The sequence below is a fragment of the Citrobacter sp. CK181 genome, from assembly GCF_030333595.1.
GTDB classification, from domain to species: Bacteria; Pseudomonadota; Gammaproteobacteria; order Enterobacterales; family Enterobacteriaceae; genus Citrobacter_B; species Citrobacter_B koseri.
In genome coordinates, this window is sequence record NZ_JAOWFN010000015.1 from 208962 (window position 1) to 230195 (window position 21234).

Genomic DNA, 21234 nt, shown 5'->3' on the forward strand with positions numbered 1-21234 from the left:
ACGCGGGGTGGAGCAGCCTGGTAGCTCGTCGGGCTCATAACCCGAAGGTCGTCGGTTCAAATCCGGCCCCCGCAACCAATATTAAACACCTTAACGGGTGTTTTTTCGTTTCTGCGGCCCGTAAAAAAAGCGCCTTTCAGCGCTTTTTTATTATCCCCTTCTCGCCAGCGTCGCCCCATCGGCAAAGTAGGCTTTAATACCCGCCAGAATCGACTCCGCCACTTCCTGCTGGAACTTCGCCGTTTTGAGCTTACGCTCCTCTTCAATATTACTGATAAAGGCGGTTTCCACGAGAATAGAGGGAATATCCGGCGCTTTCAGCACCGCAAAGCCGGCCTGCTCGACCTGATTTTTGTGCAGATTATTAACTCTTCCCAGCTTGTTGAGCACCGCTTTACCGAACTTCAGGCTATCGGCGATGGTCAACGATTGCACCATGTCGAACATGGTGTGATCGACATAGCGATCGCCGCTTTTACTCACGCCGCCGATCAAATCCGAGGCGTTCTGAGTTTGCGCGAGGTATTTTGCCGCCGTACTGGTCGCGCCCTTCGTCGAGAGCGCAAAAACAGATGAACCGCTGGGCTGTCGGCTGGTAAACGCGTCCGCATGGATAGAGACAAACAGGTCGGCGCGCTGCTTCTGGGCTTTTGCCACGCGCACTTTCAGCGGAATGAAGATATCCTCATTACGCGTCATGTAGACCTTCATATTGCCTTCTCTCTCAATTAACGCGCGCAAGCGGCGGGCAATCTGCAACACCACGTCTTTTTCGCGCGTCTTGTATTTCCCCACGGCGCCGGGATCTTCCCCTCCATGACCGGGATCGAGCATGATCACGATCGGGCGATCGCGGCCCGCCTTGCCCGGCTGCGGCCCGCTCTGCGCAGGCGGCACCTGCTTATCCAGATCGCCTTTGTTGTAATCTTCCAGCAGCGCCAGCAACGGATCCTGCATATCCTGCGCATTGGCAGGGTAGAGATCCATCACCAGGCGTTCTTTAAAGCCCGCCACCGGCGCAAGGGCAAACAGCTGCGGTTTCACGTTTTGCTTCAGCTCAAACACCATCCGCACCGTCTGTGGATCAAACTGCCCCACTCGCGCTGACTTGATATACGGATCGTCCGCGCGGATCTGCGCGCCAATGCCTTTAAGCACCGAGTTCAGATTCACACCTTCAATATCCACCACCACGCGCTCAGGGTTACTCAGGGCAAACTGTTTGTATTTCAGCAGACGGTTCGATTCCACCGTGACGCGGGTATAGCTGGACGCAGGCCAGATGCGTACCGCGACGACCTGGCTGACGGCAGCCAAACCGACCTGACTTACGCTCAATAGCCACATGGCGCCCGTCCCTTGTAGTAAACGACGGCGACTGATTGCTGAGTTGGATCCCGACATGCTTCTCCCGAGCAAAACAAACTTAACGGTGCTGATGTACAAAACGTCTAAATTGACCGGAAACTTTAGCGAATGACGCATAATCTGTCATCTATAAAAGGGTAAACTTTCTTTTTGTATTCACGGTATTACTGAGAGAAAACTTCAGCGGGATTAAAATTTGCGCTTGCGCACGACGGAAAAACAGAATAAAAATACATTAATTTCGAATAATCATGCAATGAGGGTGTGCCGTGGTGAAGGAACGTAGAACCGAACTGGTACAGGGATTCCGCCATTCTGTTCCCTATATCAATACCCATCGGGGAAAAACGTTTGTCATTATGCTTGGCGGTGAGGCCATTGAGCATGAAAATTTCTCCAGTATCGTCAATGACATCGGGCTTCTGCACAGTCTGGGCATTCGCCTGGTGGTGGTGTATGGCGCGCGTCCGCAAATCGACGCGAACCTTGCCGCACATCATCATGAGCCGCTGTACCACAAAAATACCCGCGTGACGGACGCCAAAACGCTGGAACTGGTTAAGCAAGCGGCAGGCACGTTGCAGCTGGATATCACCGCCCGTCTGTCGATGAGCCTGAACAACACCCCCTTACAGGGCGCGCACATCAACGTCGTCAGCGGCAATTTTATTATTGCACAGCCGCTGGGCGTGGATGACGGCGTGGATTACTGCCACAGCGGACGCATTCGCCGTATTGATGAAGAGGCAATTCATCGCCAGTTAGACAGCGGCGCAATTGTGCTGATGGGGCCGGTCGCGGTTTCCGTCACAGGCGAAAGTTTTAACCTGACCTCAGAAGAGATCGCCACGCAGCTCGCCATCAAACTGAAGGCGGAGAAGATGATCGGCTTCTGTTCGTCGCAAGGGGTAACTAACGACGAAGGCGACATCGTTTCCGAACTTTTCCCGAACGAAGCGCAGGCACGCGTTGAAGCACAGGAAGAAAAAGGTGATTACAATTCAGGCACCGTGCGGTTCCTGCGCGGCGCGGTGAAAGCCTGTCGCAGCGGCGTGCGTCGCTGCCATCTGATTAGCTACCAGGAAGACGGCGCGCTATTGCAGGAGCTGTTCTCACGCGACGGGATAGGGACGCAAATCGTGATGGAGAGCGCCGAGCAGATTCGTCGCGCCACCATTAACGATATCGGCGGGATCCTGGAGCTGATTCGCCCGCTGGAACAACAGGGGATTCTGGTGCGCCGCTCCCGTGAACAACTGGAGATGGAGATCGACAAATTCACGATTATCCAGCGAGATAATCTGACCATCGCCTGCGCCGCGCTGTACCCTTTCCCCGAAGAAAAAATCGGCGAAATGGCCTGCGTGGCGGTACATCCAGATTATCGCAGTTCATCGCGTGGCGAAGTCTTGCTGGAACGGATCGCCGTGCAGGCAAGACAGATGGGCCTCAGCAAGCTGTTTGTGCTGACAACGCGCAGTATTCACTGGTTCCAGGAACGTGGGTTTACGCCGGTGGATATCGAACTGCTGCCCGAGAGCAAAAAAGAGATGTACAACTATCAGCGTCGTTCAAAGGTGTTGATGGCAGATTTGGGATAACCCATTTTGCCTGACGACGACGCTAAAGCGTCTTATCGGGTCTACGGGGATGCTGTAGGCCGGATAAGCGCAGGCGCCATCCGGCAACTTACCTCACAGCCCGTTATTAAAAAACGCGGACAGTCCGCTACGTCGTTCCGTGCGCGTCGCAATTGCCCCGCTCAAAACCCGTTCATCGGCATAGAGAGACAGGCGACGACGTGCGCGCGTCACGGCGGTATACACCAGCTCGCGGGTCACAACCGGCGAGCGCTGGCTGGGTAAAATCAGCGCCGCATGATCGAACTCCGATCCCTGCGATTTATGCACCGTCATCGCCCAAGTTGTTTCATGCTCCGGCAAACGGCTGGGCTGCACCGACTTAATGCTGCCATCCGGCATGGCGAACCACACCCTCAACCCCTGGCCGCGATCGAGCGCAATGCCGATATCGCCATTGAACAACCCCAACGCGCTGTCATTGCGCGCAATCATTACCGGACGCCCTTCATACCAGCGGCTGTGCGGGTGACGCTGAATTTTGCGCTTTTGCAGCATAACCTGTTCGATGCGTTCATTCAGACCGCCAACGCCAAACGGCCCTTCACGCAGCGCGCACAGCAACTGGTACTCATTGAAAGCCTGAATAATCGCCCCCGGCTCCGCGCCCTCGCGAACAAGCGCCAGATAACGCCCATAACCGGCCAGCGCCTCGTCGAGCATGGCGGCGTAATCCTCGCTGCTCTGTAGCGTTCGTTTTTCAATATCGCCGAATCCCTGCTGAAAGACCGTTTTCATCGCCGCTTTATCGCCACGATTAATGGCTGCCGCCAGTTGACCAATGCCGGAATCATGCCCGAAGCGATAGCTTTTTTGCAGCAAACACAGGCTATCGCGCAAAGAGGCCGCCTCCATTCCTGCGCCCGCAGGAATGGGGCTTCCCGTCAGTCGGCTCAGCTGCTGTGCGCGCCCGGCGGTAAATCCGGCATTTACCCAGGCGCAGATATCGCCCAGCACCGCCCCCGCCTCAACGGAAGCCAGCTGATCGCGATCGCCGAGAAAAATCACGCGTCCGTGCGGCGGCAGCGCCTCAATTAGCCGCGACATCATCGGCAAATCGATCATTGATGCCTCATCCACTACCAGCACGTCCAGATGCAGCGGGTTTCCCGCGTGATGGCGCAGCCTCTGGCTACCGGGCTGTGCGCCCAACAGCCGGTGCAACGTACTGGCGTCATCCGGGATGCGTTTTTTTTGCTCATCCGTGAGCGGAAGCTGGCGCAATGCCGCGCCAAGCGACTCGGTCAGACGCGCCGCCGCTTTCCCCGTCGGCGCCGCCAGTCGTATACGGCATCGCTCGCCGTCCGCCATCTGAATCAACGCGGCCAGCAGCTTCGCCACGGTAGTGGTTTTACCGGTGCCAGGCCCGCCGGAAATGACGGAAATACGGCGCGTCAACGCCACGGCCGCCGCCACTTTTTGCCAGTTGACGTCATCCGTCGGCGGGAAAAGCGCATCCAGCGTGCGGGCCAGTTGCTGTTCATCTACCGCGATCGCCTGGTTAACCTCGCTAAAAAAGCGGGCTACCGTGCGCTCGTTACTCCACATCCGGTTCAGGTAAAGGCGATCTTCATGCAGAATCAACGGCGTTGGCCGCTCTCCCCGACTGACCGCCCCGGAAGCCAGCAGACACGATGCCCAGTCTTCAGGCGCGTCCCTCTCGCTAAACCAGGAGACCAGTAGCGGATGCGACTCTTCCGTTATCGCCAGGCGCGAAAGCGGCATACAGACATGCCCTTCCCCGGCATCGCGGCTGAGCAATGCAACGGCCAGCGTCACGCATGGATCGTCCTGCCCGGCAACCGCCAGCGCAAACTGAGCGTCTAATGGCCGCAACAGCTTTTGTTCTACGGCCTCCAGTAATCGCTTCTGAATTGTCATTGCGCCTCCTCCGCTACAACGCCTGCAAACATCTCATCCATTAACGCAATCAGTTCGCCGTCCGGCCGGGTCGAGAAAATGCCCTGCCGTGGATATTCACGGTCAACGCCGCGCAGGAAAAGGTAGATCACGCCGCCGAAATGACGTTCATAGTCATAATCGGCGATGCGATGGCGCAGATAGCGGTGCAACGCCAGCGTATACAGCTGATATTGCAGGTCATAGCGATGCGTCTGCATCGCTGAGGCCATTGCCTCCTGAGTGTAGGCCGTGCTGTCTTCGCCCAGCCAGTTTGATTTGTAATCGAGCAGGTAATACCGCCCTTCATGGCGAAACACCAGGTCGATAAACCCTTTCAGCATGCCGCGAACCTGCATAAAGTCGAGCGGCGGGCAGCCCGCCGAGAGCGGATCAAACCGGCGAATCAGCGCATCCAGTTGACTGGCGATAAGCGGCTGTGCGATCGGCAGATAAAACGCCATCTCCACCTGTTTTTCACGGGCGGAAAGATGACGCAGACTCACGCCGCGTTCGGTCAGGGGAGCCTGCAAAACAGCGTCCAGCCACTGCGTTAAAACCGGCTCCCAGTGCGCGTCATAACCGCCAAGCTCCAGTTTTTCCCGCACCCAGGCCGGGTCAACGGGCTGCGTAAAGTCGAGGTCTTCAAACAGGCTATGCAGGAATGTACCCGGCGATGCCCCTCGCGGGAACTGGTGCGGCGTCAGCTCCGGCTCTTCCGCCACATCCCCCACCCCGGCGGCATCCACATCCAGACGCGGAATTAAATCCTGGGCGACGCTATGGCCTTGCTGCTGTAAGCCGGAATAACTGGTTACTCGCCAGTTGTCGGCAGGCGTTCGGCGTAACGCTCTGGCGCTTAGCGCCGCACGCGACGCTTCCGTTACCTGCCAGCGTTCGCTGTCCGGTTCGGCTGGCGTCCGACAGGCGATATCCTCCCCGCAAAGCGCGTCAATACAGGCGCGAAGCCCGGCGGCATCTTTCGGCTCACCTTTTTGCAGCAGGCGCCCGAGCGCGCTCTGGTGTACATCGGTATCGCCTTTCTTATCTCCGCGACGACGCACCAACGGCGCAACGCCGAGGCTGCAATGCCACACCGAACGGGTCAGCGCCACATAAAGCAAACGCAGGTCTTCCGCCAGACGCTCTGCTTCCGCCAGTTCAACGCTCTCCTCGGCGTGGCTGAGATCCAGCACCGCGTCAAACGAATTGCGATCGTGATAAAACGCCTGATCCTGCACGCGGAAATGGGTAATAAAAGGCAGCCAGACGAGCGGGTATTCCAGCCCTTTTGATTTATGGATGGTGACGATTTGCACCAGATGTTTATCGCTTTCCAGCCGCAGTTGCTGGCTGGCGGCATTGCTGCCCGGCTCAAGAATATGCTGCGACAGCCAGCGCACCAGCGCATGCTCGCTTTCCAGCTGCGAACCGGCTTCCTGCAACAATTCGCTGATGTGCAGAATATCGGTCAGGCGGCGCTCGCCTCCCGCCGTCGCCAGCAGGTTTTCGGCAATATTCCGCGCTGACATCAGCGCGCGCAGCATGGGCATGACGCCGCGCTTATGCCAGATTTGACGATAACCGTCGAACTCTTCGACCACCGCATCCCAGGCATTTTCGTCGTTATTCAGCGTTTCGATGTCCTGCGCGGTCAGCCCCATCATCGAGGCCGCCATCGCGCTACGCAGCGTATTTTCACGCTCAGGCGTCATGACGGCCTGTAAGATCCACAGCATCTCCTGCGCTTCCAGCGTCTCAAATACGCTGTCGCGGTTGGAGAGATAAACGGACGGAATCGCCAACAGCGTCAGCGCATCACGAATTTGCGCCGCTTCCTGGCGGCTTCGCACCAGCACGCTGATATCCGAGGCTCGAACCGGGCGTGAGGTTTTCTCGCTAACAAGCAGCGCATCGCCAGTTTGCCCGGCTTTCAGCCAGTCACGAATTTGCGTCGCGCACACCTGCGCCATGTAACTCTGATAGTCGCCAATGCCGCAGCTTTCCCCTTCCATCAACCACATGTTCATGGCGGGCTGCGTCTCGCCGTTCAGCACAAAGCGCAGCGACTGGTTCTTCTGGGCCGATTTAACCGGCGCAAATGGAATTTCGCGGAACATAAAGGCGTCGTTCATCTGACTGAACAACGTATTCACGCTGTTGACCATGCCCGGTGCGGAACGCCAGTTGGTATCCAGCGTATAATGGGCGCTGACCTCGCTGCGGGCTTTCATGTAGGTGAAGATATCCGCGCCGCGAAACGCATAAATCGCCTGTTTCGGATCGCCAATCAGCAACAGCGCGGTGTCCGGCTGATGCCGCCAGATGCGGCGGAAAATGCGGTACTGCTGCGGGTCGGTATCCTGAAATTCATCAATCATCGCCACCGGGAAACGGCCACGAATTGCGCTTGCCAGCGCATCGCCGCTATTACTACGCAGCGCAACATCCAGACGACTCAGCATGTCGTCAAAACCTAATTCACCCCGGCGTTGTTTTTCCTGCGCAACCGTCTCGCGGATTTCCGCCAGCGCACGGGTGATCAGCAGATCTTTTATCGTCAACGGTTCAGCCAGCAGTTCCTCAATGGCAACAAACAGCGGATGCTGCGGGGTTATGCCGCCCGCTTTGGTTCTCTCTTCCAGGAATCGCCGGGAGAATTTCTCCAGCGCGTCGGGTAATTGATAGGTTTGCGTTTCCGCCTGCGCCCACGCCGTGATCTTCTCGATCCATTTCGTCTGGTTGCCGCGATTGAATTTTCTGCGATCGATTCCCGACGACTCTATCACCCCATCCAGTTCATCAACGGACGCGCACCATTGCTGCTTCAGGGCGTTAATACGCGACAAAATGTGTTCGTGGCGAGACGCCAGCGTCTCGTCTGACGGCGGCGGTGCTTTGATGACCGGCGCTTCGCCCTGCAAATAACGATCGATATCTTTCAGTAGCGCCCGGGGGCCTTTCCACGCTTCAAAGACAACCTGGGCAATTTCGCGTGGCAGCGGATAACAGTGACGCCGCCAGAAGTCGGCGCAGGCCTGATAGCGCAGAAGGGATTCATCTTCGATTAATTGCTGCTCGAACAGCATGCCGGACTCAAACGCATTCAGGCTGAGCATGCGCTGGCAAAAACCGTGGATGGTGAATACTGCCGCCTCATCCATCTGTCTTTCCGCCAACAGTAACCACTGCGCCGCCTGCTTTTTATCCTCGATCTCTTCCAGCAGGCGAGCATATAACGGGTTATCGGTAGTTTCACGCAGACAGGCGATGCGCAGTTCATGGATGTTGCTGCGGATGCGGCCGCGTAACTCTTCGGTGGCCGCCTCGGTAAACGTCACGACCAACAGTTCTTCCACGGTCAGCGGTCGGGGAAAGGCGGCAGAGCCGCCCAATCCGAGCAGCAGGCGCAGATACAACGCGGCGATAGTAAACGTTTTGCCAGTGCCCGCAGAGGCTTCAATCAGACGCTCGCCCGTAAGGGGCAAGCGTAAAGGATCAAGGGACTCAGCGGCATCATTCATTCTTTTCACTCATCAGGGGTAAGGTTTGCTGCAACGCGCTGACGTTCTCCCACACTTTCCAGCCTTCCGGGCGCACGTACTCTGCTTTCCCGTTCTGACTGCCGGAAACCTGTGACAGTATCGCCATGCCTTGCGGCTCAACCACCGCCTGATGGAAGAAATCGGCAAGTTTTTGCGGCGTCAGCAGTTTAATCTGAGCCACGATTTTATCACGTGAATCAAAGCGCATATTGCCGCGATCGAAATCTTTGCTTAATTTCGACGCTTCTTCGCCCAGCGTTTGCGGCGCTTGCAACATCTGCGCGATGATCGCCTGCTGAATTTGCGCAAACTCTTCCGGCGTCATCGCCCGCAGCTTCGCTTCCGCCGTTGGGAAGAATGCTTTGTAACGCTCCCAGAGATAAGACGGTTGCTTGTCGCTGCTTTGCAGCAGGAAACCCATCCCCCACTGACGCCCGACGCTCATCGGGAAAGCGAACACCGCATAACCTAACTGTTCTTCAGTACGCAACTGATTATAGAACCACGGCTGAACGATTTGCCCTAACATCGCGCTGTAGGCTGAACTGGCATATTCATCGTAACCGGTTGGAACGAATACCGCCGCCAGCGCGGAGTCAGTGCTGCTTCCCGCCTTCTCAAAGATGACCGACTGCTTTTTATCCACCAGTACGTCTTTATTGCGACACCACTCTGAACCGTTGGCGCCAAGCTGCTGTTGGATATCCCGCGCCATAATTTTCACCTGCGCTTCGCGCATATTGCCAATCACCAGGAACTCCGGTCGCGCGCCTGCTTTTAACGTATCGCGGTAAGCCATGACCTCTTTCAGCGTGATCGAAGGCAACAGCTTACGGCGTTCATCACGCTGGAAGTAAGGCACCTGAGAAAGCATCTGTACCGGCATAATCGCCTGATCGTAGGCCTTCCCTTTTTCTGCGGAATCCATCATCTGTGCATACCAGGATTTCGCCTGTTCCAGCTGTTCTTCCGTCGCGGTGTAGCTGAAATACCCTTCCAGCAATGCCTGGAAAAGCTGCGGCAAGCGCTGCGTGTAACCGTTCGCGTTAAGCATCAGACCATTGTTGGCGTTGGTGGAAAAGCCAATCCCGCCAACCGATGCCTGGTTGCTTAACTGGTCGAGCGCGATCCCCGCGAGATAATCGTTTAACGCAAACATCACCTGGTTTCTGGCGCTGTCCATTGCTTTCGGGTTACGCAGAATAACGCTGACATCCGCCTTAGGCTCGCTGGCAAAATAACGGCTCGGCGCATAAACCACGCGCAAATCCGGTTCATCGACAATCAGCTCCGGGTGGGGATATTCCTTCTCCGGTTTGATCAGCGTGAAATCGTCTGGAATATAGGGATTAAGCTCCGGTAATGACAGCGCAATGCCCTGCGCTTTTTGCTGCCAGTCGGCGAGCGTTTTGTCGTCGATTTTATTCACCTGATAAGGCGCGTCGACAAAATAGGCCGTTTTGTTGTGCGGTTCCTTCGGGCTGATGTACCAGATACGCGCATTCTGCGGCGTCATCATCGCCAGGCGTGATTTCACCGCCGCCGCATCATATTGATCGGCGATATTCACCGCATCCAGCGTATGTTCCACCGGAACGCGAATCATCGTATCCGCCAGCCATTCGACGTAATCCATATCACGGGTGATAGAGGGGTAACGGAAGTCGAGATCCAGCACATGCGCCAGCTCATCGAAGTAACGTTTATCCACGCCTTTTTCACGTAACAGATTGAGATAGCTGAAGATGGCGGCGACAACGTCGTCCCGGTTCGCCAGCCCTTTGTCCGTCAGGGTAGCGGAAATAGCCAGTACGCCGCTGTTACCGTTAACCACCGGGTCAGAGTCCGCACGAATGCCTTCCACTAATCCTTGTTTTTGCAGCCAGTCGGAGAGCGTTCCCGGGCTCCGGTTGCCAATCAGGTAGGTCACCAGTTCGTCGGTTTTGCTGCGAAACTGCGCGCTGTTGTTATCAATACGAAACTCTACGCGCAGCACTTTACGCGGCAGAGCAGGCACATAATGAATGATGATGCCCTTTTGCGCGTCCGTTACTACCGGCACGGTAATTTCCGGCTTTTTGATATTTTTATTCGGCACCCGGCCATAGGTTTCAGCCGCAATACGCGCCAGTTCCGGCAGCGGTTTGTTACTGTAAATCACCGCCTTCATCAGGTTCGCTGAATAATATTTTTCGTGAAACGCCTGCAACGCCTGCTGAACCGGATTGCCCGGTTTGTCGCTTAAGGTTTCCAGATTGCCGCCAGAGAAGCGCGAACCCGGGTGCGCCGGGTTGATGGTTTCTGCGCTGACCTGCGCCATACGCATACCGTCTCGCGTACGCGCCATCGTCAGTTCGGCATTGACCGCATTGCGCTCACGCTCGGCATATTTTTTATCCAGCAACGGGGCGGCAATGGCATCGGCAAGGCGATCGACCGCACCTGACAGGGCGTCGTTTTCCACCTCCAGATAGAAGGCGGTACGATACGGCGCGGTGCTGGCATTATGGCTGCCGCCGTGCATTTTAAGGTATTCGGCAAGGCTGTCAGGCTGGGGATATTTTTTAGATCCCATCAGACTCATATGTTCGAGATAGTGCGCCAGCCCCTGATGTTCATCGGGGTCCTCCAGCGATCCAACAGGCACCACCAGCGCGGAAAGCGATTTTACCGCTTGCGGGTCGGATACCAGCAAAACCACCATGTCATTGTCCAGACGAATCGCCTGATACTGACGCGTATCTTTCTCGCTTTTACGGATGGTTTCCGCCAAAGGCTGCCAACCGGTATCTGCCTGACTTAAGGGTGCCCAAAGGGCGACAAACAACAATAACGCTTTGAACCAGGTGCTGCGGGGCATTCACGAACCTCATCATTAACTTTCTTTCCCGCTCAGGTGAAGCGCGAGCGCGACGCTGGCGCTTATTGAGCAGGACAAAACTGTGTGCTAAACGAGTCAGCATCTCTTATTGTAAAATCAGTCCGTGACAGAAAACGCATCATAAATGAAGCCATTTAATTGCGCAATTTTTATACAACCCTCACGACTGATTAAAACGAAATAGCGGTAACAGATAACGTTGAGACTGAGAAATAATGCTCTCTATCGTCTTCGGCTCCAGCTGTCGCCACAACCGTTGATACCAGATATCATCCCCTTCTCCGCGTATCACCATGTTACCTTCATAAGCCTGTAAGAACTTCGTCCGGGCTTTTTGCAGCGTGTCAGCATCATCTAACATGGCATCATTCGCCGCGTCATAACAAGCTTTTATCCATGCGCCGCCGCTTTCAGGAAGAACCAGCAGTGGGGATGACATCCCTTCCCGATAACCGTCAATCAGCTGTGCGAGGTAAGTTAACGCCTGTTCAGCCTCTAACGGCGGGAAGCGCCACTCTCCCTCTTTACGCAGGAACAAACGACTTTCGCCTTTTCCGCCACAGGCACAATAGACAAGGTGTTCCAGCCAAAGTTGCATTCCCTGCGCAACGCTTATTAAAGATGGGCGCCAGCGCAACAAACCGTCTTCCTGCACCTGCGGCAACCACCCCGTGATCTGCACGCCATTGCAGAGCAGATCAACTTCCATACTTTTCCCCGGCTGACGACACGCGATAATCCTGTCCGCCAGCGACTGCATCTCCTGACGCTGCGTATCCCAGAGGATCTCGCCAAAAGCGCCATACGGGAGATCGCCCGCCGCCCGGAAGCGACGGAATAAAAGCCCGGCATCCTCTTCTTCGACCAGCGTATTAAGCAACTGCTGATTAAGCTGATAGCGGGTTAGCCCTTCCAGAATGAACGGCTCCGTATCGGGAATTTCACTCTCTTCCGCGCGGAAATTCACCTGTAGCCGCATCTGGAAAAACGCCCGCACCGGATGCGCCCAGAAGCGCTGAAGTTTTTCCAGCGTCAACGTCTCAGGGAGTTCATAGGGCAACGGCTGTACAAAATCAGAATGGGCCTCGCCTGACTGACTTGCAGCAGGCAGCCATTCGCGCGCGTAGCTTTGCTGTTCACCGGGAAGATAGTTTTGCGCATCAAACGGCATCCGCGTGTGCAGGCGAGCGATATGCGCTTTCACGCGGGCCTCGCTCTCATCGCTGGTCAGTTCTTCATCTCCCGGCAAATAGTGACTTTGCCCGATATAATCCATCAGTTCCTGCACCAGGACTGACGGGAAACGTTCGCTGTTATCCTGAATAGAGCGCCCGATGTAGCTAATATAGAGCGTCTGCTGCGCAGAGATTAAGGCCTCAAGGAACAGGTAGCGGTCATCATCGCGACGGCTACGATCCCCGCGCATCGGTTTCTGACTCATCAGGTCAAAACCGAGCGGCGCCAGCTGACGCGGATAGACGCCGTCATTCATACCAAGGAGACACACAACCTTAAAGGGGATAGAACGCATAGGCATGAGCGTACAGATGTTTACCGGCCCCGCCAGAAAACGCTGGCTGATGCGTTCCTGATCCAGCCTTTGCGCCAGCTCGTCCCGTAACAGAGACAGCGGCACCGCATCGCCATACTCCGCCTCAAGCCCTTCGGTGATAATCGCCTGCCATTGCTGCTCGATAAGGGTCATCGCGGCTTCCGTTTCCGCATCGGGCAGGAAAAAGTCATTGAGCATGTCGCGGCAAACCGGGAGCCATTCTTCCAGCGGACGCGCCTGCGCCAGCCCGCGACGCCAGAGGTTCAACTGCATAAGCAGGGACGCCAGATGCCCGACCAGCTCCGCAATCAGCCCGCTGGACTCGTCATAAGGCAGCACGGACTGCCATTCGCCCTGCGCGCTTTCCATCGCGTAACCCAGCAGCATACGCGTCAGACCAAATTGCCAGGTATGCTGCCCCGTTGCAGGAAGCGCCAGCTCGCGCACGTTGTCGTCATCAATCCCCCAGCGGATACCCGACTCATTGACCCATAAGCGAAGATAGCGCAGCCCTTCTTCGTTGATGTTAAATCGGGCCGCCAGAACCGGCACGTCCAGCAGAGCCAGCACATCTTCAGAGACAAAACGGCTGTCCGGCAACGACAGCAGGCTGATAAACGCCTGCAAAACGGGATGCGACTGACGCGCCCGGCGATCGGAGATAGCATAAGGTAAATAGCGTTCGGCAGGCGCACTGCCAAATACGGCCTGAATAAAGGGGCTATAGCTGTCGATATCCGCCACCATGACGATAATATCGCGCGGCATCAGCGTCGGGTCGGCCTCCAGCATCGCCAGCAGACGATCGTGCAGGATCTCCACTTCACGCTGCGGGCTATGGCATACGTGAAAGGTCACGCTGGCGTCATTCGGGTCAAGCAGACGCTTGTTGTCGCTTCGGGCGTACTCTTCGAGGTTCGCCCCAGCCACGGCGCGACTTTCCAGCTCAAGGATGTCCGCCTGAATGTTATGAAGCAGATTGTCCGGGGGAATATCGACAAACGCATCCAGTTCCTGTGTGTTTTCCAGTTCGGAAAGCAAGTAGATGTAGTCCCGCCCCAGTTTCCCCCAGGACGCCAGCATCGGGTTCCCGACATCCTGCTCGCCGTCGCTATTAAATAACTCCCCGGCGCGTTGGTTATCGCGAAACAGCGGTAAGTCGCGCTCCTCAAAGCTGTGACGACGCTGACGAGCCACCAGTTTTGCCAGCCAGGCAGGATCTCTGATATCCCCCCAGTAATAACGGCAGGGGTTAGTGAACAGCAGATGGATTTCGATGTGCTTTCCCAGCGCCTGTAAGGCCCGGAGATACACCGGCGGCAGCGCGGAAATACCACAAATAAAGACGCGCGAAGGCAGCCCCGTCGGGCTGGTTGTCGCATTTTCCAGCGTCTGGATAAAACGCTGATACACATTCGCACGGTGCCAGCGCGGCTGCCCCAGTTCAGCCGTGTATTCCACCAGCGCCTTCCACAGCGGCGCCTGCCAGATCTGAGCCTCCCCTAACCCGTCAACCATCTGCCCCTCTTCCCACTGGGTAAGCCAGTCGGGGCGATAGACCAGATACTGATCGAAAAGATCGGCGGCACGCGAGGAAAGCTGGAATAGTTTGCGCTTATCAGCGTCGTCCGTCAGATAGTGGCGCAGTCGCGTAAAATCCTCACGCTCCAGCAGTTGCGGCAGCAGCGTCATCAGCTTCCAGCTCATGTTTTGCTTGCTGAACGCGCTCTCTTTCGGGATATCAGGCAGCACGCGTACAAACATATCCCAGATAAAACTCGCGGGTAGCGGAAAATCGATATTCGCGGCGATACCAAATTTCTGCGAAAGGGTCATTTGCAGCCACTGCGCCATACCGGTACTTTGAACCAACACAATTTCGGGTTCAAAGGGATCGTCAAGCCGATCGCGCTCAACGATGAATTCCATTAACGCTTCCAGCACGTCCAGACGGTTGGAGTGGTAGACCCTTAACATAGCAACTCCTGACTACTGACTTTTCGGGCAGTGTAAGCGCGACATCTGGCCTTGCCTGCCCAAAGGGGAAATGAGTTTAACGCTGATGCTGACACATCCCGCTTGTGTTGTCTGCATTCGGTTGGCCTGCCAGCTTTCGGGAGGTGAAAATGAATACAGCGCCGTTTGCTGCCAGCCGTACCGCCAGAGCTGTTGGTATTGCGCCCTGACGACAAGACTCGTCATCAACGCCCGCTGATAACCCGATAACGCAGTGACGGTTATCACCAGCAGCGCCATCGCCAGTATCACTTCCGGCAGACTAAAACCACGCTGCCTGTTCAGGGTATCTGGCATAACGCCACCTCACTCAACGGGCAAAAATCGCTCCATCCATGCGGAGAAAATACAACGCCGCTTTCCTCCCGCGCTCCCAGACGCCAGACCGATGCGCCATCATACTGCGCAATCAATAAAGCGGTGTTGTTCGCGAGCAGGCGCAGGCAAACGCGGGCATTCGGCGTGGTGTATTGCCGACACTCAACCGCAGCCTGCGCCGACCATGACTGCATCCTTCCCCATTCCAGCGCCGCCTGCGCCACCGCCTGACGCTGCAAGGCCCGGCTTTCTGTCGCCACCAGAGTGGAAAAACTCGCCTGCTGCTGGTTTGCCCCCTGAAGCAGCAGGCTGCCCAATACCAGCAGCAAAAGCACCATCGCCAGAGAAGACACACCCCGTTCACGCTTCACAGATTAAACCCGGTGACGCTGTATTGCGCCTTAACAGCGGTTTTAGAAGCCGCTTTACTGCGCCCCTGAAGAGACAGCGTCAGTACCGGCGCAAAACCGGGCATCTCCTGACGCTCAACGTTAAATGCCTCAATCTGTACCGTATCGGGATCGGTCATTTTATCCCACCCTTTATCTGCGCATGATGTTGCCCCACGCAGTGTTTCCAACGTTTTATTGTTTAAACGAAACCCGGTCTGTTCGGCCTCTTTTCCCGGCGCAGTCTCCCAGCGCCCGTTATTATTGGCGTCCCACTGTACGATAACGCACTCCCCCTGCCCGGCAATCACCAGTCCTTTCCCTGTGCAGTTTCCCCGACAATATCCCGCGCGTTGCAGGTGTTTTGCCACGGTATAAGCACGCTGCCAGATCTCATCTTCCAGCAACAGCTGCCGCGTGGTCTGTAGAATCTCACGCTGTAGCGCGGGTAAAAATCGTGCCGCGCCGAGCAGTAGCATGCTGCTTATCGCCATCGCGATAAGTACCTCCAGCAGAGAAAAACCGCGCTCGTTCATCGACATGCTTCGGCCTCGCGTCCCTCACAGAGCCGGATTCGCCCCCAGGACGAAACCACCAGACGCCATTCGCCCGCGGCGTTTTTCAGGCGGATATGCCCGGCCCAGGCGGTATTGCGCAGACCAAAAAACGCCAGCGAGGGGGTGATCTCCACCATGTCTATATCGCGCCATGCTGGAATAAAGACAAACGGCGCGTCTGGCGTACAGGCACCTTGCGCCGAAGCAGCGCTGACAAAGCACCAGCCGCCGCGTTCTCTGATGACCTGAACAATGTGATCCCGGTTGTGCCAGTTCGCATCCTCACGCAGTTGCAGCAAGTAATCCCGCAGCTGGCTGGCGGTTTGCCATAACCGTTGCTGCTGTTGCCAACGCTGCCAACCATAGAGCCCTGTGGCGCTAAGGCTAACCATAAGAAGCATTGCGACCATTGTTTCAATGAGCGTATAGCCCTGTTGTTTTTTCATAGCGGCAGTATGCCGGGGGCGGAGAAAATGACGAGGCAAGAATGCAGATTATTCGGCGCGTTACGAGAAATAGTTATCGTATTACAGCACGTTGCAAAAATTCGGGAATCTGCGCCGAAGAATGGCGTACGGGATAAAAAAAACCGACGCGCAAGGGCGTCGGTTATGACAGGATGAGCTCAGGTCAGATAGCGACCGGCGCTTTAATGCCAGGATGCGGGTCGTAGCCTTCAATCTCAAAATCTTCAAAACGGTAGTCGAAGATAGAGTCAGGCTTACGTTTGATCACCAGTTTCGGCAGCGCGCGCGGTTCGCGGCTTAACTGTAGGTGCGTCTGTTCCATATGGTTGCTGTACAGGTGCGTGTCGCCGCCGGTCCAGACGAAGTCGCCCACTTCCAGGTCGCACTGTTGCGCCATCATATGCACCAGTAACGCATAGCTGGCGATATTAAACGGCAGCCCCAGGAAAACGTCGCAGGAGCGCTGATACAGCTGGCAGGAGAGCTTGCCGTCCGCAACATAGAACTGGAAGAACGCATGACACGGCGCCAGCGCCATTTTATCCAGCTCGCCGACGTTCCAGGCGGAAACAATAATACGGCGGGAGTCCGGGTCATTTTTCAACTGGTTCATGACCGTGGTGATCTGGTCAATATGGCGACCGTCCGGCGCAGGCCATGCGCGCCACTGTTTGCCATATACCGGGCCTAAATTACCGTTTTCATCGGCCCATTCGTCCCAGATCGTCACATTGTTTTCATGCAGGTAAGCGACGTTGGTATCGCCTTGCAGGAACCACAACAGCTCGTGAATGATGGAGCGTAAATGGCAGCGCTTCGTCGTCACCAGCGGAAATCCTTCCCGCAGGTTAAAACGCATCTGATGACCAAAAATGGAAAGCGTTCCGGTTCCGGTACGGTCGTTTTTCTGTGTGCCTTCATCCAGCACTTTTTGCATCAGTTCTAAATACTGTTTCATGGTTCCTCAGGAAACGTGTTGCTGTGGGCTGCGGCGGTAAGCCCAAACCATCATGATCACACCAGCGACAATCATCGGGATAGAGAGAATCTGCCCCATGCTGATGTACTGTACCCATGCGCCGGTAAACTGCGCATCCGGCTGGCGGAAGAATTCAACAATGATACGAAACGCGCCATAGCCAATCAGGAACAGGCCAGAGACAGCCCCCATCGGGCGCGACTTGCGGATAAACAGGTTAAGAATAATGAACAGCACGATACCTTCCAGCACCAGCTCATACAGCTGGGACGGGTGGCGAGGCAGAACGCCATAGGTATCAAAGATCGACTGCCACTGCGGGTTTGACGGCAACAGCGCGATATCTTCCGCGCGAGAGCCCGGGAACAGCATGGCAAACGGGAAGCTCGGATCGACACGCCCCCACAGCTCACCGTTGATAAAGTTCCCCAGACGCCCTGCGCCTAAACCAAAAGGAATCAGCGGCGCGATAAAATCGGATACCTGGAAGAAAGAACGTTTAGTGCGTCTGGCGAAGATCACCATCACCAGAATGACGCCGATCAGGCCGCCGTGGAAGGACATGCCGCCATCCCAGACGCGGAACAGATAGAGCGGATTTTCCAGGAACATCGGGAAGTTGTAGAACAGAACGTAACCAATACGGCCACCGAGGAAAACGCCGAGAAAACCGGCATAGAGTAAGTTTTCAACTTCGTTTTTGGTCCAGCCGCTGCCCGGACGGTTTGCCCGGCGAATCGCCAGCCACATTGCAAAGACAAAACCGACCAGGTACATCATGCCGTACCAGTGCAGCGCAACGGGCCCAATTGAGAAAATGACCGGATCAAATTCCGGAAAATGCAGATAGCTACTGGTCATCTGTCACCACAAGTTCTTGTTATTTCGCTGAAAATAGACAGCAATTGATATGCGCGCCAGCCGTTCACAGGCGCTCCAAAGGAGCGAATGATAGCACAAGGGGTGCATCGGTGATGCCGGGAAGATGTAAAAGATCTGTATAGGCTATCAATGACAATCCCAGGAATGCCTGATGGCGCTTACGCTTATCAGGCCTACGGACCGCGCAACACCTTTGCCTGATGGCGCTGCGCTTATCAGGCCTACAGACCGCGCAACACCTTTGCCTGATGGCGCTTACGCTTATCAGGCCTACAGACCGCGCAACACCTTTGCCTGATGGCGCTTACGCTTATCAGGCCTACAAACGGTACAACACCTTTGCCTGATGGCGCTACGCTTATCAGGCCTACAGACGGCACAACACCTTTGCCTGATGGCGCTTACGCTTATCAGGCCTACAGACGGCACCGCGCCGTAGGCCGGATAAGGCGCGTGCGCCGCCATCCGGCAATCAAGGGCACTGCGCCTGTCACAACCCCCCGCGTATCAGGCCCCCCATGCCACGGCGCTCCATAAACGCCGCCACCTGATGACGCACTTCCGTCGCCATTTGCGCTTCCAGACTGCGCTGCGCCAGCGTTTGCGCGTCTTCATAATCAATGTGCCGCAGCAGGTATTTCACACGCGCGACGGAGCGACCGTTCATCGACAGATGGCGGAATCCCAGGCCTATCAGGATCGCCACACACATCGGATCGCCCGCCATTTCACCGCATAGCCGCAAATCAAGCCCCTGCTTTTCGGCTTCCTGAGCGATCATCGCCAGCGCACGTAACATCCCCGGGTGCAGGCTGTCGTAAATACTGGCCACACGCGTATTGTTGCGATCAACCGCCAGGATGTACTGCGTCAGATCGTTGGTGCCAACGGAGATAAAATCAACCCGGTTCGCCAGTTGCGGCAGCATAAATACCATCGACGGCACTTCCAGCATGATCCCAATGCGCGGTCTGGGGATCGCGTAACCGATCATCTCTTCGACTTCACGCCCGGCACGCTCAATCAGGCGTCGCGCTTCATCCACTTCATCAATGCTGGTGACCATCGGCAGTAAAATGCTCAGGTTGCCGGTCGCGGCGTTGGCGCGCAGCATCGCGCGCACCTGGATCAGGAAGATCTCCGGCTGATCGAGCGTAATACGAATGCCGCGCCAGCCCAGGCACGGGTTTTCTTCGCTGATCGGCATATAGGGCAGTTGCTTGTCCGCGCCGACATCCAGCGTACGCAGAGTCACCGGTTTGTCGTTAAACATTTGCAGCATCCCCTGATACTGCGCTACCTGCTCTTCTTCCGAGGGGAAACCGCTTTGCAACATGAACGGAATTTCGGTGCGATAAAGCCCGATACCGTCGATACGGCTGCCCAGCTTCTCTTCATGTTCCGGGCTTAACCCTGCGTTAAGCATCACCTTAACGCGTTCGCCGCTTTTCAGATGCGCGGGCAGATTGACATCATCTTCCGCCAGCCGGCTTAGTTCATTCTCTTCGCTGATAAGTCGCTGATATTCCTGCAACAATACCGGTTCAGGATCGACCAGCAGCTCCCCGCGATAGCCATCCACCACCAGCGTGCGGTGATGAAGAACCGAAGGCTGAATATCCGCGCCCATCACGGTCGGAATACCGAGCGCGCGCACCATAATCGCCGCATGCGAGTTAGCCGCGCCGTCGCGAACCACGACGCCGGCCAGTCTGTCCTGCGGCAGTTCCGCCAGCGTGGTGGCTGAGAGTTCGTCCGCCACCAGCACAAAACGCTCGGGCCATGTGTTCGGCCCCTGAATGGTGTCATCCAGGTGGAATAACAGACGCTGGCCCAGCGCGCGTAAATCTCCGGCACGCTCTTTGAGGTAGCCATCCGTCAGGGCGGCAAACTGCTCGGCAAACTTTTCGATGACTTTTTTGACGGCCCACTCCGCCACCGCGCCTTTATCGACTTCGGCAAACAGTTCACGACGCAGTCGGGCATCAGAAAGCAGGTGTGAATACAGATCGAAGATCGCCGCCGTCTCTTTCTGCGCGCCAGCGGCAAAGCGCTTACTGTAACGACGAAATTCGTTAGCGGCCTCTTCCAGCGCGCCGGTCAGCCGCTCGCGCTCAAGCGCCGGGTCAAGGGTGGAGGCTTCATAGACCTGCTCCATCAGCGGCAACGTTGCATCCTGCCAGCCTTCCGCTATCGCCACGCCGGGCGCGGCGGGCAGCGCACGGATGCGCGTATGGCGGTATTGACCAAATAACGCGGTTAGCTGCGTCTGCGAAAGGATAGCCGCCATCTGGGTCGCCAGCGTAACGAGGAAAGACTCTTCGCTTTCATCGTACTGGCGCAGTTCACGCTGCTGTACCACCAGCACCCCCAGTAGCTGGCGGCGCTGAATAATCGGCACGCCCAGAAAAGCGCGGAAACGCTCCTCTTTTACTGACGGGATGTATTTAAAGCTGGGGTGTTTCTGCGCATCGGCAAGGTTGATCGGTTCCGCCAGCCTGCCAACCAGGCCGACGATACCTTCATCAAATGCGAGTGTGACAGTACGGCCACGCGGTTTTTTTAGCCCTCGCGTCGCCATGAGGTAGTAACAACGTCGGTCGTGATCGGCCAGATAGACCGAACAGACCTCTGTATCCATCGCAAGACAGATATCAGTGACCAGAATATTCAGCGCCTCGTTAAGGCGCGGCGCACTGGCCACCTTTTCCACTATTTCGCGCAGGCGGGTGAGCATAATT

Annotated in this window: 13 protein-coding genes and 1 tRNA gene; 2 read left to right on the plus strand and 12 right to left on the minus strand. The window is 56.3% G+C overall.

The features are described 5' to 3' along the window. The first annotated feature begins 1 nt into the window (after position 1). Positions 2 to 78: transfer RNA gene (locus OGW17_RS18285), tRNA-Met, on the plus strand. Positions 79 to 150: 72 nt separating this feature from the next. On the opposite strand, the gene amiC is transcribed toward OGW17_RS18285, so the two are convergent. Next, positions 151 to 1404, minus strand: coding sequence for an N-acetylmuramoyl-L-alanine amidase AmiC (gene amiC, locus OGW17_RS18290; protein WP_024130905.1), 1254 nt, complete (start codon positions 1402 to 1404; stop codon positions 151 to 153). A gap of 233 nt (positions 1405 to 1637) precedes the next feature. Between amiC and argA the strand changes: the two genes are divergently transcribed. Further along, the gene (gene argA, locus OGW17_RS18295; protein ID WP_024130906.1) at positions 1638 to 2969 is read left to right on the plus strand and encodes an amino-acid N-acetyltransferase; all 1332 of its coding nucleotides are present in this window, start codon (positions 1638 to 1640) and stop codon (positions 2967 to 2969) included. A 93-nt stretch (positions 2970 to 3062) separates the two neighbouring features. On the opposite strand, the gene recD is transcribed toward argA, so the two are convergent. From recD to ptsP, 11 genes are all read right to left on the minus strand, one after another. Next, positions 3063 to 4889 carry an exodeoxyribonuclease V subunit alpha gene (recD, locus tag OGW17_RS18300; protein ID WP_071257907.1) on the minus strand — a complete coding sequence of 609 codons (1827 nt, stop codon included), beginning with the start codon at positions 4887 to 4889 and terminating at the stop codon, positions 3063 to 3065. Next, positions 4886 to 8431, minus strand: a complete 3546-nt coding sequence (gene recB / locus OGW17_RS18305) for an exodeoxyribonuclease V subunit beta (RefSeq protein WP_071257906.1) — start codon at positions 8429 to 8431, stop codon at positions 4886 to 4888. Before recB ends, recD begins: the two co-directional genes overlap by 4 nt. Next, positions 8424 to 11312 (minus strand): pitrilysin, encoded by a 2889-nt coding sequence (gene ptrA, locus OGW17_RS18310; protein WP_071257905.1) that lies wholly within the window; start codon positions 11310 to 11312, stop codon positions 8424 to 8426. The genes recB and ptrA overlap by 8 nt, the downstream gene beginning before the upstream one ends. A 181-nt stretch (positions 11313 to 11493) precedes the next feature. Beyond that, positions 11494 to 14862: an exodeoxyribonuclease V subunit gamma gene (gene recC / locus OGW17_RS18315; RefSeq protein WP_071257904.1), complete on the minus strand. Its 3369-nt coding sequence runs from the start codon at positions 14860 to 14862 to the stop codon at positions 11494 to 11496. Between the two features lie 12 nt (positions 14863 to 14874). Continuing rightward, positions 14875 to 15198 (minus strand): prepilin-type N-terminal cleavage/methylation domain-containing protein, encoded by a 324-nt coding sequence (locus OGW17_RS18320; RefSeq protein WP_012134939.1) that lies wholly within the window; start codon positions 15196 to 15198, stop codon positions 14875 to 14877. Then, a complete protein-coding gene (locus tag OGW17_RS18325) occupies positions 15183 to 15590 on the minus strand; it encodes a DUF2509 family protein (RefSeq protein ID WP_071257903.1) in 408 nt (135 codons plus the stop codon). The genes OGW17_RS18320 and OGW17_RS18325 overlap by 16 nt, the downstream gene beginning before the upstream one ends. Then, entirely contained in the window at positions 15587 to 16150 is a 564-nt protein-coding gene (locus OGW17_RS18330) for a prepilin peptidase-dependent protein (protein ID WP_071257901.1), read from the minus strand. Before OGW17_RS18330 ends, OGW17_RS18325 begins: the two co-directional genes overlap by 4 nt. Further along, positions 16141 to 16611 carry a prepilin peptidase-dependent protein gene (locus tag OGW17_RS18335; RefSeq protein ID WP_012134942.1) on the minus strand — a complete coding sequence of 157 codons (471 nt, stop codon included), beginning with the start codon at positions 16609 to 16611 and terminating at the stop codon, positions 16141 to 16143. Before OGW17_RS18335 ends, OGW17_RS18330 begins: the two co-directional genes overlap by 10 nt. Before the next feature lie 184 nt (positions 16612 to 16795). Then, positions 16796 to 17590, minus strand: coding sequence for a thymidylate synthase (gene thyA / locus OGW17_RS18340; protein ID WP_012134943.1), 795 nt, complete (start codon positions 17588 to 17590; stop codon positions 16796 to 16798). 6 nt (positions 17591 to 17596) lie between these two features. After that, a complete protein-coding gene (gene lgt / locus OGW17_RS18345; protein ID WP_071257899.1) occupies positions 17597 to 18472 on the minus strand; it encodes a prolipoprotein diacylglyceryl transferase in 876 nt (291 codons plus the stop codon). A gap of 511 nt (positions 18473 to 18983) precedes the next feature. Continuing rightward, positions 18984 to 21230, minus strand: a complete 2247-nt coding sequence (ptsP, locus tag OGW17_RS18350) for a phosphoenolpyruvate--protein phosphotransferase (protein ID WP_012134945.1) — start codon at positions 21228 to 21230, stop codon at positions 18984 to 18986. Between the last annotated feature and the right edge of the window lie 4 nt (positions 21231 to 21234).